15 protein-coding genes are annotated in these 14312 nt (G+C 69.8%); 5 read left to right on the forward strand and 10 right to left on the reverse strand.

The annotated features are described in order from the left end of the window. Nucleotides 1-45: 45 nt before the first annotated feature. A complete protein-coding gene (locus AB0L64_RS04045; RefSeq protein WP_363707464.1) occupies nt 46-1938 on the reverse strand; it encodes a CocE/NonD family hydrolase in 1893 nt (630 codons plus the stop codon). Nucleotides 1939-2088: 150 nt separating this feature from the next. On the opposite strand from AB0L64_RS04045, the gene AB0L64_RS04050 reads away from it, so the two are divergent. Then, nucleotides 2089-3066: a hypothetical protein gene (locus AB0L64_RS04050; RefSeq protein ID WP_363707466.1), complete on the forward strand. Its 978-nt coding sequence runs from the start codon at nt 2089-2091 to the stop codon at nt 3064-3066. Further along, entirely contained in the window at nt 3059-3994 is a 936-nt protein-coding gene (locus tag AB0L64_RS04055) for a hypothetical protein (RefSeq protein WP_363707468.1), read from the forward strand. Before AB0L64_RS04050 ends, AB0L64_RS04055 begins: the two co-directional genes overlap by 8 nt. On the opposite strand, the gene AB0L64_RS04060 is transcribed toward AB0L64_RS04055, so the two are convergent. After that, nucleotides 3991-4815: a helix-turn-helix transcriptional regulator gene (locus AB0L64_RS04060; RefSeq protein ID WP_363707470.1), complete on the reverse strand. Its 825-nt coding sequence runs from the start codon at nt 4813-4815 to the stop codon at nt 3991-3993. The two genes, AB0L64_RS04055 and AB0L64_RS04060, sit on opposite strands and share 4 nt — an antisense overlap. Nucleotides 4816-4907: 92 nt before the next feature. On the opposite strand from AB0L64_RS04060, the gene AB0L64_RS04065 reads away from it, so the two are divergent. After that, nucleotides 4908-5654, forward strand: a complete 747-nt coding sequence (locus AB0L64_RS04065) for an SDR family oxidoreductase (RefSeq protein WP_363707472.1) — start codon at nt 4908-4910, stop codon at nt 5652-5654. 131 nt (nt 5655-5785) lie between these two features. On the opposite strand, the gene AB0L64_RS04070 is transcribed toward AB0L64_RS04065, so the two are convergent. Both AB0L64_RS04070 and AB0L64_RS04075 read right to left on the reverse strand, forming a co-directional pair. Beyond that, on the reverse strand, nt 5786-6661 hold the full coding sequence (locus AB0L64_RS04070) for a hypothetical protein (RefSeq protein WP_363707475.1): 876 nt from the start codon (nt 6659-6661) through the stop codon (nt 5786-5788). Further along, complete coding sequence (locus tag AB0L64_RS04075; protein WP_363707477.1) at nt 6658-7650, reverse strand: SPFH domain-containing protein; 993 nt, start codon at nt 7648-7650, stop codon at nt 6658-6660. The genes AB0L64_RS04070 and AB0L64_RS04075 overlap by 4 nt, the downstream gene beginning before the upstream one ends. A gap of 75 nt (nt 7651-7725) precedes the next feature. On the opposite strand from AB0L64_RS04075, the gene AB0L64_RS04080 reads away from it, so the two are divergent. Further along, nucleotides 7726-8409: an NUDIX domain-containing protein gene (locus AB0L64_RS04080; RefSeq protein WP_363707479.1), complete on the forward strand. Its 684-nt coding sequence runs from the start codon at nt 7726-7728 to the stop codon at nt 8407-8409. A 3-nt stretch (nt 8410-8412) separates the two neighbouring features. On the opposite strand, the gene AB0L64_RS04085 is transcribed toward AB0L64_RS04080, so the two are convergent. Next, nucleotides 8413-9318 (reverse strand): carbohydrate kinase family protein, encoded by a 906-nt coding sequence (locus AB0L64_RS04085; RefSeq protein ID WP_363707481.1) that lies wholly within the window; start codon nt 9316-9318, stop codon nt 8413-8415. A 75-nt stretch (nt 9319-9393) separates the two neighbouring features. Between AB0L64_RS04085 and AB0L64_RS04090 the strand changes: the two genes are divergently transcribed. After that, a complete protein-coding gene (locus tag AB0L64_RS04090; protein ID WP_363707483.1) occupies nt 9394-10620 on the forward strand; it encodes a hypothetical protein in 1227 nt (408 codons plus the stop codon). Here AB0L64_RS04090 and AB0L64_RS04095 read toward each other — a convergent pair. The 5 genes from AB0L64_RS04095 to AB0L64_RS04115 all read right to left on the reverse strand — a co-directional run bounded on the left by AB0L64_RS04095 (nt 10610) and on the right by AB0L64_RS04115 (nt 14311). Next, a complete protein-coding gene (locus AB0L64_RS04095) occupies nt 10610-11239 on the reverse strand; it encodes a CoA transferase subunit B (protein WP_363707485.1) in 630 nt (209 codons plus the stop codon). The genes AB0L64_RS04090 and AB0L64_RS04095 overlap by 11 nt on opposite strands. A gap of 1 nt (nt 11240) precedes the next feature. Further along, nucleotides 11241-12029, reverse strand: a complete 789-nt coding sequence (locus AB0L64_RS04100; RefSeq protein ID WP_363707487.1) for a CoA transferase subunit A — start codon at nt 12027-12029, stop codon at nt 11241-11243. A 131-nt stretch (nt 12030-12160) separates the two neighbouring features. After that, the gene (locus tag AB0L64_RS04105; RefSeq protein ID WP_363707489.1) at nt 12161-13084 is read right to left on the reverse strand and encodes a tetratricopeptide repeat protein; all 924 of its coding nucleotides are present in this window, start codon (nt 13082-13084) and stop codon (nt 12161-12163) included. 53 nt (nt 13085-13137) lie between these two features. After that, nucleotides 13138-13836 carry a carbohydrate-binding family 9-like protein gene (locus tag AB0L64_RS04110; RefSeq protein WP_363707491.1) on the reverse strand — a complete coding sequence of 233 codons (699 nt, stop codon included), beginning with the start codon at nt 13834-13836 and terminating at the stop codon, nt 13138-13140. Then, on the reverse strand, nt 13829-14311 hold the full coding sequence (locus AB0L64_RS04115; protein WP_363707493.1) for a hypothetical protein: 483 nt from the start codon (nt 14309-14311) through the stop codon (nt 13829-13831). The genes AB0L64_RS04110 and AB0L64_RS04115 overlap by 8 nt, the downstream gene beginning before the upstream one ends. Nucleotide 14312 lies beyond the last annotated feature (1 nt).

Genomic DNA, 14312 nt, shown 5'->3' on the forward strand with positions numbered 1-14312 from the left:
GGGTGGCAAACCCCGCATTTGACTGGTCAACCAGGCAAATGTGGTTTACCGGGAGGCTTCGACCATCTGGCGCATCAGGTCCACCGGGTTCTTCTCCGGTTCTGGCTGGGCCAGGCGGGTGGAGGGGACTCGGGCTTGCTCGGCTGTTTGGAGGGATGAGGTGTAGCTCGTGAGGGGAAGGGTGAGGGACGAGCGGGTCGGGTCGAGGGTGATCGTCGCGCCGGTGAACGGTACGGACGGGTTGTCCGGCTCGACCGTCAACACCAGGCCCAGACGGTGCCCGGCCGCGAACACCACGTCGTCGGCGTTCAGTTCGAACGACAGGTCGTACCAACGGTCCGACCGCAGCGATTCCTTGGTGTACAGGGATTTGTAGTGCCCGACATCGGCCAGCGTCCGGACGACGACGGACGTGTCGGAGACAGCGGTGTTGATCTGCGTGTCCGCGTAGCACCCGGTGTCGAGCGCGTTCCCGTCACCCCAGCAGACACGCGTGTCCGGGACGTTCGTGACGTTCACGTACCGGTTCGCCGTACCGTAGTCGACGAGTCGCGCTTTGATGCCTGCGGCAACCTTGTTGACTTTGACCCGCACCGACACCTTCCCGGTGCCGCTGACCCGGACGGCCTTGGTCAACTCGTCACTGAGGAACACCGCCCGATCGGTCCGCGCGGCCGTCGGATCGAGGACGACGGTGTCCACCGACTCCTTGTCCGTCCCGGTGAAGCTGACCGGGCCGCTCGTGCCGGACAGCTTGCTGAGCTGCAACGTCGTCGGGCGAGCGCCGACCGCCGGCCAGCGGGCCTCGTCCACGAACGAGCCGTCCTCACGCTGGATCGTGGCCTGCGGCGTGTCCATCACGCCGTTCTGCAGGCCCTGCAGCCAGTAGTCGAACCACGGGTGCAGCTTGTTCACCCACTCGTCGCGGAAGCTGAACCCGTCCAGGTGCACGCCCTGGTGCAGGAAGATCTTCCGCGGCACGTTCCGCTGCGCGAGCTCGTCCCACCACTCGCCGAACTGCCGGGTCTTCACGTTCTCGTCGCCGAGCCCGTGGACGACGTACACGCTCGCCCGGACGTTCGACGCGTCGAGCCGGTAGTTCCGCGGGTCCCACCAGCTGCTGTACGACCCGGTGCGGGTGTCGGAGTCCTGCTCGATCTCGTTGGTCATCTCGACGCACCGCGGCGACGCGTCGTTGCTGACGTAGTCGTGCAGGAAGCCCATGTACTCGTCGTAGAACGGCACACCGAAGCCGCGGGTGTAGTCGTACCAGCTGGAGATCGCCGCGATCGGCACGATCGTCTCCAGCCCGCGAACGCCGGTACCGGCGACCGAGTTCGCGATCGTCCCGTTCCAGGACACGCCGATCATGCCGGCCTTGCCGGTCGACCAGTCGGCCTTGGCGGCGCCGCCGTCCGGTGTGTGTCCGGTGGTGCGGTTGTTCAGCCAGTCGATGACCGCCTTGGTGCCGAGCACCTCGAGGTCGGCGCCGACGTCGCTGCACCCGGTGGACCGGAAGGTGCCGGGCATGTCGACGAACGCGACGGCGTACCCGCGCGGCACGAAGTAGTTGTCCAGCCAGCTCCCGAACACCTGCCGGGTGCCGGTGGCGTCGAAGTAGCTCGCCGGGTCGCCGGCGTAGTACGGCGAGGCCTGGATGATCACCGGTACGTCGATGCCGGCCTGGGCCGCCTCGCCCGGCCGGATGATGTCGACGGTGATCTGGTCGGTGACACCGTTCGCGTCCCCGTCGAGCTTGGGTACGTCGACCTGCACGCGCTCGTGGATCGCGTTGTCGTAGTCGTACGCGGGCACCGTCGCGGTGCCCTGGACGAAGGGTTTGGCCGTGGGTCCTGCGGCGGCGGTCAGCGAGGCGGCCGGAGCCACGACCGCTGCGACGACCAGGGCCAGCCCGGCACGTAACCGAGTTCTGCGCATGGGTGGATCTCCCCCTATGGGCGGTAGGTGAGGCTCTATTCTGTGCACAGAAATCACTCGCGTGCTCACCATTCGTGAACAAGCACGGGTAATACTTCACCCGCAACTTTCTGTGTCCGCCTCGTATCAAGAGTTCTGAGAGGGGGCGACATGAATCCACGACTCACTGCCCTTGCCGGGAGCGCCGTACTCGCGTTGACCGCGCTGATGCCGGCCGCCGCGCACGCCCAAGGGACGGCCAGGCCCGACCCGACCAAGCCCGGCGCCAAAGTGCCCGGCACCAGCAGGACGATCACCGCGGCGCAGGCCGCGGCGTGTTTCGTCTGGCACGGCGGGGTCAACGCCGCCGGCGGGCACCACTTCACCGACCCGACCGCCACCGTCCCGCCAACGGTGCCGGACGACTGGAAGACGGACGGGGTGTACCAGCCCGGCCAGGTCCGGTTGAGCGCCCGGCAGACGATCGAGCCGGACATCTCCGGCACCGACCGCTACGGGTACGTCGTGATCGGCGACGGGCTCTACCTCAGCGGGTACCAGGAGTACGAGGACGGGACCGTCGACAACAAGTTCCTGAAGCGAATCGGCGGCGGCTGGAGCAGCTTCCGGTTCCTCGAGTCCGCGGACTACGAGAGCCCGGACAGCGTGAAGAACAAGATCTACCGCTCGACGAACTACGCGCTGCGCAACGACGGCGTGCTGTTCCGGTGGAACACCGGCACCGCCGGCTGGCGGTCCACGGGATCGTACCCGGGCTTCTCGGCGGTCAAGACGATGACGCTGATCGCCAAGACCCCGACGTACGACACCTTCCTGGCGAACACCCGGGGCGGGGCGCTGTACACGATCCGGATCCCGGTCGGCTCGGCGAAGCCGGTCGTCAAGCCGGTCCGGACCCGCAGTTGGCAGGGTTTCGAGACGCTGTCGGCGATGGGCTGCGGTCAGTACGGCACGCTGCTGCTCGGCATCGACAAGGACACCAAGAAGGGCTACCTGTACGCCGTCGGGCACGCGAACGGCCTGTCGACGGTGATCCAGTCGCGCGGCCAGGTCCCGGGAACGTTCGACGACCCGGTCGACTTCCGCTGGGTCCCGATCCCCGTCTACGACGTCGCGAACGGTGACTGACGTGATCTCGGTGTTGCGGCGCGGCGCAGGTCTGGCCTGTGCCGCGATGTTCGCCTTGGGAACCGTGCTGCCGGCGAGCGGGAAGCCGGTCGCGACGACTGCGGTGGTGCCCTGTTCGATCTGGCTCGGGTCCGTGACGCCGGCCGGCGGGCACCGATCGCTGGGGATTCACGCGACCGCGCGAATCTCGGTCGTCAACGACGTGATCACTGCTCCCTACAAGCCTGGGCAGATCCGGCTCAGTGCGCGCCAGTCGCGCCTCCCGAACGCGGGAGGTTCGATGACGAGCTCCGGGTACGTCGTGGCCGCTGACTCGCTCTACTGGAGCAGCTACGTCTCCGATGCGAACGGCAAGCTCATCGGTACGCCCGAGTTGCGTCGCGTCGGGGGCGGCTGGAGCCCGTTCAAGTCACTCGAGGTGTCGGTGTACCAGGCGCCGTACCCCAGCACGCTCCACCGCGAGACCGCCTACGCGCTCCGCGCCGACGGCAGGCTCTACCGCTGGACGATCAGCAACGGCGCTTGGCGGGCCGCCGGTTCGTACGCCGGGTTCGCTGCGGTCAAGTCGATGACGCTGATCGCGAAGACACCGACGTACGAGACATTCCTCGCCAATACGCGGGGCGGCGCTCTGTACACGATCCGGATGCCGGTGAGTGCATCGTCGAAGCCGGTCGTCACGCCCGTCCGGACTCGGACGTGGCAGGGCTTCGAGACTCTCTCCGCGGCCGCGTGCGGCAAGAACGGCACGCTGCTGCTCGGCATCGACAAGGACACCAAGAGCGCCTACCTGTATGCCGTCGGACACGCGAACGGTCTGTCCACGGTGATCCAGTCTCGCGGCAAGGTGCCCGCCACCTTCGACGACCCGGTGTACTTCCGCTGGGTCCAGACCCACCCCGAGTACGACGTCGCGAACGGCGACTAGGACCGGCCGGACACCGGTCGACTCCCCAACGCCGCGAGGCGCTCTCGCGTCGCGGCGTCGGCGGGGGTGTAGGTGAGGACGTACTGGCCGTCGTCGCCGGGGAGTTGGAGCGACTCCAGCGAGAAGGTCAGCTGCCCGGCGACCGGGTGGTTCACCGTCTTCGGGCAGTGCGAGCGGTTCTGGACGTTCTGGGAGATCCAGAACCGCTCGAAGTCGGGGCTGGCGGCGCGGAGTTCCGCGACGAGCGCCGCCAGTTCCGTGTCGTCGGCGTACTCGGCCGATGCCCGCCGAAGCAGCGCGACCGCGTCCTGCGCCACGGTCGGCCAGTCCGCGTAATACTCCCGAGAGCTGGGATCGAGGAAGTAGACACGAGCGAGATTCCGCTGCTGGGGGTTCTCGAAGTCCGCGACCACCTCGAGCGCCGCCGCGTTCCACGCGAGGACGTTGCTCAGCCGGTCGACGACGAGCGCCGGCACGGCCTGCATCGCGTCGAGCATCGCCTTCAGTTGCGGGCGGACCCCGGCCTTCGGCGGTACGGCGGGCGGCGCCGCGCAGGCGAGCAGCCGCAAGTGGTCCCGCTCAGCATCATCCATCCGCAGCGCGTCCGCCACCGCGGTCAGGACAGCCGTCGACGGGTTCCCGGCGCGCCCCTGCTCGAGCCGCACGTAGTAGTCGACGCTCACGTTGGCGAGCAGCGCGACCTCCTCACGGCGCAAACCGGACACCCGCCGGTCCCGGCCGGGCCGCAACCCGACGTCCTCGGGCCGTACCCGGGCCCGTCGGCTCTGCAGGAACTCTCCCAGCTGCGGTCTCGCGCTCACCCGACCAGTATCCCCGCCGCCTGGGTGGTACTGCCGGACCTAGGGTCGAAGCGGATCTCCTGAGCCCGCGCCGGGCGGACGAAGGTGGAGCCATGACAACCTCACGCATCGCACTCGTCACCGGCGCCGCCAGCGGAATCGGCCGTGCTGTCGCCACTCGTCTCGGCGCCGACGGCGCGTCCGTCGCACTGCTCGCCCGGCGCCGCGACCGGCTCGAGAAGGTCGCCGCCGAGATCGCCGAGTCCGGCGGTACGGCGTTCGTCGTACCGGCCGATGTCACCTCCGGGGAGTCCGTCGCCGAGGCCGCCGCGCTGGTGCAGGAACGGCTGGGCGACGTCGACCTGCTGGTGAACAACGCCGGGGTCATGGAGGTGATCCCGTTCGCGGACGGGCCGGTCGAGGCGTGGCGGCGTACGGTCGACGTCAATCTCACCGGCGTCATCAACGTCACCCACGCGTTCCTGCCGGCGCTGCGCAGGTCGGCCGCGACGCGCACCACCGACCTGATCAACGTGTCGTCGCTGGCCGGCGTGCGGACCAACCCCGGCATGGCGGTGTACGGCGCCTCGAAGGCAGCCGTCAGCCACCTGACCCGGACGCTACGCGCCGAACTGTCCGGTGAAGGCATCCGCGTCACCGACCTGGAGCCCGGCATGATCGACGGCACCGAACTCGCCGACAGCTTCCCGCCCGACCTCCAGGCGGCGGTTGACGACCTCCGTGCGACCCTCCCTGCCGTCCCCGTCAGCGAGGTCGCCGACCTGATCGCCTACATCACCAGCCGCCCCCGCGAGGTCAACCTCCCACACGTCATCATCCAGCCGTCGAGAGAGAACTAACCGGCGTGCACCCTCGACAGGAGGTGTCGGTTGGTCGGGTAGTGCACCTGGGCGTGAAACTGTTTGTGCGTACAGTGTCTCGCCGGTGCACTACCTGTCGGGCGTGCACACCATCGCCGCCCCGGCCACGATCAGACCACCAGGTGCAGCTTGACCGCTGCGACGCCGACCTCGATCCGCTGGCCCCAGCTGATGCTCAAGGTGTCGGACTCCATGCCGTCGCCGAAGACGACCAGGTCCGATTCGGCCGTGATCGTCAGCGAATCCGGCGCCTTCAGCAGCCCTTCGGTGTTGTCGGTGCCGGTCGCCGGCGACGGCCAGGCCTCGCGCACGAACCAGCTGAGCACCGGATCGCTCGGCCTCGGTAGCGCCAGCGGACTGCGGCGTTCCTGCCAGGCCGATCGGCACCAGCCGGTCGATCCGGTCCCGGTGCCGATCAGGATCCCGGACGACGACTGCCGCTCCGGCAGCGCGTCGGGCGCGCTCAGCCGGTAGCGCGCGGACTGGTGCGTGCGGTGGCCGACGTACACCTCGTTCAACGCGACCAGGTGCTGTCCGTCATCGGTGCCGGCGGCAACCATCGTCCGCTCGGCGACCTGCGGTGACACCAGCAGGTCGGCGATCGCCTCGGGTTCGTGCGGGACGAGTACGCCGGGGTTGCGGGCCGGTTCGGGGTTGATCCCGATCACCGGCTGGCCGTCGAGGTACTTGGCCACGTTCGCGACCAGGCCGTCCTGCCCGACGGCGATCACCACGTCCTCCGGCCCGAACCCGAACCGGTCGAGATCGTCGCGCTCGGCGACCGCGCGCCGCCAGTCCAGCGGGATCGCCGCCGACACGGTCGCCAGCGCGTCCTGTTGCGCCTGGTGCCGCGCATCCAGCTCCGCCAGATCCCGTCCGCGCCCGGCCAGGAAGAACCCGGCCTGCTGGCGCGTCCCGTGCCGGGCGACCAGCTCGGTGAGCTCGGTCGCCCGGTGCACGATCACCGCCCTCGGAGGAAGTGTCATCGCTGTTCGGCCAGCTTGCTGAGGATCGGAGTCAGCAGGTCCGGTGTCAGGTTCAGCGTGCCGATCTCCGGCAGGGCGCCCTGCTTGATCGCCATCGCCAGGATCGTCCCCTGGTCCAGCTCGGCGTACGCCGCCAGCATCGCCTGCTCGGCCGCAGCCTCCGCGGCGCCGATCACCCGCTTGGCGTCCGCCTCCGCCTCGGCCAGGGCCCGCTGCCGACCGGCCGCCGCGTGCGTCTCGATCTGACCGGCGGCCGCCGCCTCGGTCGCCCGGAGGCGCTCGTTCTGGCCGCGCTGGTTGACCAGTTGCTCCTCGCGCCGGGCGAGCTCGATCTGGTTCTGCAGTTCGTTCTCGGCGATCGAGCGCTCCCGTTCGACGGCGAGCGCGCGCCGTTCGTACGTCGCCTTGTCCGCGGCCTGCTGCACCATCTCGCGGGTCGGCGTCTGCAGCGCCTTCTCCACGTCACGCTCGGCCCGCACGGCGACGACGCGGACGTCCTCGACGCCGATCCCGAGGCCGGTCAGCCGCTGATCCTCCCGCAGGCCGGTGCCGACCGCCTGACGCAGCGCGGTCATGCCCTCGGAGAGCGCCTCGGTCAGCGTCATCCGGGCCAGCACGTCGAGTGCGGTCTGCTGAGCCAGCTCGGTCAGCAGGCCGCCGAGCTGCTCGAGCGGCGTGGACCGCCACAGCCCCGTGCCTGGGTCGATGCCGAAGTCCAGCCGGCTCGCGGCCAGCGCCGGATCCGTCACCCGGTAGGTGACGGTGGCCTGCACCGCGACGTCCTGGAAGTCCTGCGTGCGGCCGTGGAACAGCAACGGCTGCTCCCGGTCGTCGATCGGGATCTCGCTCAGCGACGAGTTCAGCGCCCGGAACCAGAACGCCTGACCGGGGCCGTCGTGCGCGACCTTGCCGTTGCGCAGGTGCCGCACGTGGGTGGTCGGGTTGGCCCGCAGGTGGCTGATGAAGCGGAACCGGGTGATGTCTGCCATCTCGTACTCCTTGTCGTCACTATGACGATAAGGGGTTGAGTGACTTTTCGTCAAGATGACGATTAGAGTGGGGTGATGGACTTCGAGCCGCTCGGCCTGGCCACCGACCTGGTCATCCTGACCGTCCGCGACGGCCGCCTCGAGGTGTTGCTGATCCGCCGCGGCATCCCGCCGTACGAGGGACGCTGGGCGCTGCCCGGCGGGTTCGTCCGGCCGGCCGAGGACCTCGAGACGACCGCTCGCCGCGAGCTCGCGGAGGAGACCGGGCTGTCCGCGGAGCGGATCCACCTCGAGCAGGTCGCGACGTACGGCGCTCCGGACCGCGACCCGCGCGGCCGGGTGGTCAGCGTCGCGTACCTGGCGCTCGTGCCGGACCTGCCCGCGCCGGTCGCCGGTTCGGACGCGGCGTCGGCGAGCTGGGTCGACGCGACCGACGTCCTGGACGACGCCGGGCGGCTGGCGTTCGACCACCACCGGATCCTGGCCGACGGCGTGGAGCGGGCGCGCGCGAAGCTCGAGTACTCACCGCTGGCCACCGCGTTCTGCCCGCCGGAGTTCACGATCTCCGAGCTCCGCGGCGTCTACGAGGCGGTCTGGGGCATCCCGCTCGACCCGCGGAACTTCCACCGCAAGGTCACCAAGACACCCGACTTCGTCGCCCCCGTAGGCGCCACCACGACGCGCGACGGCGGCCGCCCGGCCCAACTCTTCCACCGCGGCACCGCCACCACCCTGCACCCGCCGATGACCCGGGGCTGACCCTCAGCCGAGCGTTCTGCTGCGAACAGCGAGTTCTTCTGCGGTGATCAGGTTGGTGTGGGTGCCGGGGGAGCTGCAGGCCCAGCTGGCGGCGACGGTGCCGGCGGTGGCGGCGTCCTGCCAGGGGGCGCCGTCGAGGTAGCGGGCCAGGAAGGCGGCCACGTAGGCGTCGCCGGCGCCGTTGGTGTCGACGATCGGGCGGTCGGGGAACGTGATCGCGGGGAAGTGCCGCACCGGCTCGCCGCGGACGTGCAGGTAGCTGCCGTCCGCGCCGGCCATCGCGACCACCACGTCGGCGCGGCCGTTGGCGAGGATCCAGTCGACGCCGTCGGCCGGCAGCGCAGTGGCCGAGACGAAGACGATGTCGGAGGCGGTGGCGAAGTCCTTGTGGTGGTCGTTGCGGCCGTCCCAGTCGTGCAGGTCGGTGGAGATCGACCGGTCGGCGGCGATCGCGTCGCCGAGGGCGTCGCGGGCGAAGTCCATGATCGAGACGTGGACGTGCTGCGCGCGGCGCAGCACCGGGCGCCACAGGTTCGGGTCGACGCGCAGACCGCGCGGGTGGCGGCCGTCGTACATCGACAGCCGGCGGCCGTCCGGGGCGACCAGGTTGACCGACCGGCGGGTGCCACTCGGGTGCAGCACGACGCGCAGCGGGATGCCGAGCTCGTCGTACGCACGCCGGATCCGCGCGCCCTCGGGGTCGTCGCCGATCACGTCCACCAGTCCGGCCTGCAATCCGAGCAGGTGGCAGCCGAGCGCGACGCCGTGACCGGTGTGCGCCAGGTACGACTCGATCGGTTCCACCGGGACCGTGTCCACGTCCGCCAACGGCAGGCCGGGCACCCGCACGATCGTGTCGATGCCTACTCCGCCGATCACCAGCACATCCAGCTCCACCTGTCCCGTCATACCCGACTTTCGCCAGGGATCACAGGTGTCTTTCGCAAGCTGAACGGATAGTTGGTGTCCGGGCACAGTCGGGCCATGCTCAATCGCCGAACTCTCATCGCCTCCGCCCTGCTGGCCCCACTCGGCAGCTTCGCCACGCCGGCCCTGACCGCTTCCGCGAATCGTGCGGTGAGTCGTGGGGTGCCGGTGCCGATCCGGCTGCCGCGACCCACCGGCGCCTTTCCCGTCGGCACCACCGAGCTGCACCTCGTCGACCGCGGTCGCGACGATCCGTACGTTCCCGGCCGGCCGCGTGAGTTGATGGTCAGCGTCTGGTACCCGGCGGCCCGCCCGGCCGCGCCCGCGCCGTACCTGCCGCCGTTGACCGCGCAGGTGTTCGGCGAGGGTGCGGCGATCGCGCTCCAGCAGCCCGTCGGGACGATCGACTGGGCCGGCGCGAAGAGCCACGGCGGCCTGCTCGCACCGGTCCTGCCCGGGAAGCGGCCGGTCGTGCTGTTCTCGCCGGGGTTCGGTGTGCCGCGCGGGCTCGCGTCGATCAGCGTCGCGGAGCTCGCCAGTCGCGGGTACGTCGTGGTCACCGTCGACCACACGTACGAGGTCGCGGGTGTCGAGTTCCCGGGGAACCGGATCGAGGTGCAGACGCTGCCGCCGGCGCCGTACGCGTTGCTCGCCCGCACCGCGCGCTTCGACGACCTGCGGTTCGTCCTCGACGCCCTCGGCCGGCTCGCCCGCGGCGAGAACCCGGATGCGGAGCACCGCCGCCTCCCGGCCGGACTCGGCGCCGTCCTCGACCTCGACCGGATCGGGGCGTACGGCCACTCGGCCGGCGGGCTCAGCTCGATCGACCTGATGGTCGCCGACCCGCGGATCCGCGCCGCGATCGACATGGACGGCGAGCTCGGCTACGGATACGACGACCCGGCCGACTGCCCGACCGTCGCGCAGGGGACGACTCGCCCGTTCCTGCTGATGGGCTCGGGCGTGATCGGTCCGGGGCCGCACGACCACCGGACCGACCCGTCCTGGGGACTGTTCTGGGACCGCTCGTCAGGCTGGAAGCGCGACCTGAACCTGCCGAACGGCCGGCACTACAGCTTCGTCGACTACCAGGCGCTGATCCCGTGGTTCCAGCGGTTCTTCACCGTCCCGCCGGAACTGATCGCGAACACCGTCGGTACGGCGGACGCGGGCCACGTGCTGCGCGCCCTCCGCACCTACGTCCCGGCGTTCTTCGACCAGCACCTCCGGCAGCGCCCCTCCGACTGGAGCCACGCGCTGCCGGAGACGAAGTTCATTGCTTGATCGGCGCACCCGTCTTGGACTGGAGCTCGTCGAAGGTGACGCCTTCGGCGAGCTCGACCAGGCGCAGGCCGTCGTCGGTGACGTCCAGCACGGCCAGGTCGGTGATGATCCGGTTCACCACGCCGCGGCCGGTGTACGGCAGGTCGCACTCGGAGAGAATCTTGTGCGAGCCGTCCTTGGCGACGTGCTCCATCAGCACGATCACCTTCTTGGCGCCGTGCACCAGGTCCATCGCGCCGCCCATCCCCTTGACCATCTTGCCGGGGATCATCCAGTTCGACAGGTCGCCCTTGGCCGAGACCTGCATGGCGCCGAGGATGGCCGCGTCGATCGCGCCGCCACGGATCATCCCGAACGACAGCGAGGAGTCGAAGAACGACGCTCCGGGCATCGTCGTGACGGTCTCCTTGCCGGCGTTGATCAGGTCCGGGTCCTCCTCGCCCTCGACCGGGTACGGCCCGACGCCGAGGATGCCGTTCTCCGACTGCAGGACGACGGTGACGCCGTCCGGGATGTAGTTCGGGACCAGCGTCGGCAGGCCGATGCCGAGGTTCACGTACGAGCCGTCCTCGAGCTCCGCGGCGGCGCGGGCCGCCATCTGCTCACGGGTGAGTGGCATCTCAGGCCTCCAGCTTCTCGCGCTGCGCCTCGAAGGCCTCGCGGGGTTGCACCGTGCGCTTCTCGATCCGCTTCTCGATGTCCTTGCCGACCGCAACGACACGCTGGACGTAGACGCCCGGCAGGTGGATCGAGTCCGGGTCCAGCTCACCAGGCTGGACGAGCTCCTCGACCTGCGCGATCGTCACCCGGCCCGCCATCGCGGCGAGCGGGTTGAAGTTCCGTGCGCTGCGGTCGAAGACCAGGTTCCCGTGGGTGTCGCCCTTGAGCGCGTGCACCAGCCCGAAGTCGGTGGTGATCGACTCCTCCAGGACGTACGTCGTGCCGTTGATCTCCCGCGTCTCCTTGGCCTCGGACGCCTTCGCGACCGAGCCGTCCGCGTTGTACTTCTGCGGCAGCCCGCCCTCGGCGACCTGCGTGCCGACGCCGGCCAGCGTGTAGAACGCGGCGATCCCGCAGCCGCCGGCCCGGAGCTTCTCGGCCAGCGTGCCCTGCGGCGTCAGCTCGACCTCCAGCTCACCGGACAGGAACTGCCGGGCGAACTCCTTGTTCTCCCCGACGTACGACGAGGTCATCTTCGCGATCCGCTTGTCCGCGAGCAGGATGCCGAGGCCCCAGTCGTCGACGCCGCAGTTGTTCGACACGACGCTGAGCCCGGACACCCCCTTGTCGTGCAGAGCGCTGATCAGCTGCATCGGGTTGCCGCACAACCCGAAGCCGCCGACGGCGAGGCTGGCGCCGTCCCCGATGTCCGCCACCGCTTCCTGCGGCGACCCGTACGTCTTGTCCATCAGCTGCTCCGTTGCAGTGGCCGGTGTTGTCTTCTGCCGATTCGCTCCGACTCTAACCAGAGGAACGGTGTCTCGCGATGTGGGCGGTGCCACAGATGTGGCGACGTACCACCCGGCTGTGTGGTCGGGTCCTACGCGGACGCTTCGGAGGCGTTCAGCGCGGTGAGCTCGAGGATCGCCTCGTGGTGGGCGACATCCAGGTCGGGGAGCGCGAGCACGGCGGACAGGTGCGCGCGGGCTGCCGGAAGGTTCCCCGAGCCGCGCGCCGCACGGCTCAGGCCGATCCGTGCCGCGGCGACGCTCTCCGGGAGGTCGGAGTGCTCGCCGATCGACAGTGCGCGGCTGTAGTCGTCCTGCGCGTCCTCAAGCTTGCCGGACCGCAGGTACAGGGCGGCGCGCTCACACAGCAGCAGCGCTGTGTGGTCACCCAGACAGAGCTCCTCGGCCAGCCGGATCGCCTCCGTGATGACGTCCAGCGGCTCGTCGACCACCTGCCGGAGCCCGTTCAGCGCCAGGAACATGCCCCAGCGGTCCTCCAGCATCCGGAACCGGCCCAGCGCCGTACGCAACGCCTGTACGGCGTCACCCGGCGCAGCCGTGGTCAGACCGGGGTACCCGCGGCACAGCTCGACGGCTGCGCGCGTCCACGCGTCACCGCCCTCGTTCCGCTCCAGGACGTCCTCGACCACGGCGGCCGGCTCGAACGGCCCGAACACGAGTGACCAGAGCAGCACCGTCACGGAGTACCGGAACGGGCCGGTCGTCGTCAGCACGATCTGCTGGGCCAGCTCCACCTGCTCCTGCTCGGCCGTCGCGGCTCCGTGGACGACCGCGAGCAGGTACTCCTCGTCGAGCCCGACCGGGACGGTCCGGCCGAGCATGCTCAGCACGCGCTCCGCCGCGGCCGCGGCCTCGTCCTGAAGCCCGTTCGACCACCAGTACGCCGAGTAGCGCGCAACCAGCCGCAAAGCCGTCCGCAGATCGCTCTCGCAGGCACGCTCGATCGCACTGACGACCTGGTCGCCGTCGAGATCGCCGCTGCCCCCCAAGTTCACGTACCTCATTGTCTCTTGGCCGTGTTAACGCCGTGTCACAGGGGTCATCGGGGTCAGAAACGGAGGACGCCCCAGGTGGCCGGCCGGTGCATGTCCTCGATGCCCTGCGGCGACCACACCCAGAACTCGATGTCCTCACCCTTGACGTACGCCCCGTCGACGACCTCATGCGGCCACTCGCAGCGCATCAGGTTCATCCGCCACTCGTCGCCCGGGTTCGGCGGCGTCGCCCTTCCCTTGTTGTAGGCGGCCAGGTCGGCCCACGGTACGGCGAGCTCGACCGACCAGCCGGTGTCGGTGTCGGACGGGTCGTTGACCGTGCCGTCGACGTGGATCGCGGTCCGCAGACCGGGCAGGTTCGTCGGGTCGATCGGGACGCCGCCGTCGACGTACGGCTTGGGCAGCGTCAGCTCCCAGATCGTGCCGAGCGGGTTGATCTCGAACTCGTAGTAGTTCAGCCCGTCGCCGTCCGGGTCGAGGAACAGTTCGAAGTTGTTCTCGTGGAACAGCTTCGTGTTGTGCTCGGTCATCGTCGACCAGACGTGCGGCTCCTCGAGCAGACCGCCGATGTACAGGTACCGGTCGTCGTACATCAGCTTGGCCCGGGTCCGGAACCGCGGCGCGGGGCCGTCGTGGATCGGGACGAAGTCCGTGGTCCAGGGCGCGGCGTCCCAGGCGGGGTCGGTCAGGGTGCCGTCGAGATTCGGCGTGGTGGCGGTCCGCGGGCACTCGTAGACGGGCAGGTCAGGCATCGGCACGCTCCAGCAGTCGGGCGACGAGATCGGCGAGCAGGAAGGTGACAGCGGTCAGCGCCGGTACGACGGCGAGGATCCACGGCGAGTCCAGGTGGCCGGTCAGGAACGCGACGACCAGCGCGACCATGAACGCGACGCCGAGGAACGGGATCAGCTTCGGGTGCGGCATCGCCAGCCGGCTGAGCGCCAGGCCGCCGAGCACCATCGTGACCACGACGATCAGCACCAGCAGCGGCAGTCCGAGGGCGCCGCAGTTCGTGGTGTCCCGGAACCGCTCGCAACTGCGCTCACTCAGCCACACCAGCGCGATGGTCGCGAACCCGCACAGCAGCCCGACGACACCGAGGATCAGCGCGGGCGGCAGCGGCGGGGCGTCGTACCGCCCCTCCTCGGCCTGCTCCGCCTCGTCGGCGGCTTCCAGGACGGCCTCCAGATCCTCCGGCATCCGGTCGCCGTCGTCCTCCTGACTCATT

This window comes from Kribbella sp. NPDC051936 (genome assembly GCF_040680955.1).
In the GTDB taxonomy this organism is placed as follows: Bacteria; Actinomycetota; Actinomycetes; order Propionibacteriales; family Kribbellaceae; genus Kribbella.

What these genes read in the sequence shown, in the direction of transcription:
- AB0L64_RS04045 (WP_363707464.1), bottom strand. Translation starts at nt 1,938, where the DNA reads ATGCGCAGAACTCGGTTACGTGCCGGGCTGGCCCTGGTCGTCGCAGCG.
- AB0L64_RS04050 (WP_363707466.1), top strand. Translation starts at nt 2,089, where the DNA reads ATGAATCCACGACTCACTGCCCTTGCCGGGAGCGCCGTACTCGCGTTG.
- AB0L64_RS04065 (WP_363707472.1), top strand. Translation starts at nt 4,908, where the DNA reads ATGACAACCTCACGCATCGCACTCGTCACCGGCGCCGCCAGCGGAATC.
- AB0L64_RS04070 (WP_363707475.1), bottom strand. Translation starts at nt 6,661, where the DNA reads ATGACACTTCCTCCGAGGGCGGTGATCGTGCACCGGGCGACCGAGCTC.
- AB0L64_RS04075 (WP_363707477.1), bottom strand. Translation starts at nt 7,650, where the DNA reads ATGGCAGACATCACCCGGTTCCGCTTCATCAGCCACCTGCGGGCCAAC.
- AB0L64_RS04080 (WP_363707479.1), top strand. Translation starts at nt 7,726, where the DNA reads ATGGACTTCGAGCCGCTCGGCCTGGCCACCGACCTGGTCATCCTGACC.
- AB0L64_RS04085 (WP_363707481.1), bottom strand. Translation starts at nt 9,318, where the DNA reads ATGACGGGACAGGTGGAGCTGGATGTGCTGGTGATCGGCGGAGTAGGC.
- AB0L64_RS04090 (WP_363707483.1), top strand. Translation starts at nt 9,394, where the DNA reads ATGCTCAATCGCCGAACTCTCATCGCCTCCGCCCTGCTGGCCCCACTC.
- AB0L64_RS04095 (WP_363707485.1), bottom strand. Translation starts at nt 11,239, where the DNA reads ATGCCACTCACCCGTGAGCAGATGGCGGCCCGCGCCGCCGCGGAGCTC.
- AB0L64_RS04100 (WP_363707487.1), bottom strand. Translation starts at nt 12,029, where the DNA reads ATGGACAAGACGTACGGGTCGCCGCAGGAAGCGGTGGCGGACATCGGG.
- AB0L64_RS04110 (WP_363707491.1), bottom strand. Translation starts at nt 13,836, where the DNA reads ATGCCTGACCTGCCCGTCTACGAGTGCCCGCGGACCGCCACCACGCCG.
- AB0L64_RS04115 (WP_363707493.1), bottom strand. Translation starts at nt 14,311, where the DNA reads ATGAGTCAGGAGGACGACGGCGACCGGATGCCGGAGGATCTGGAGGCC.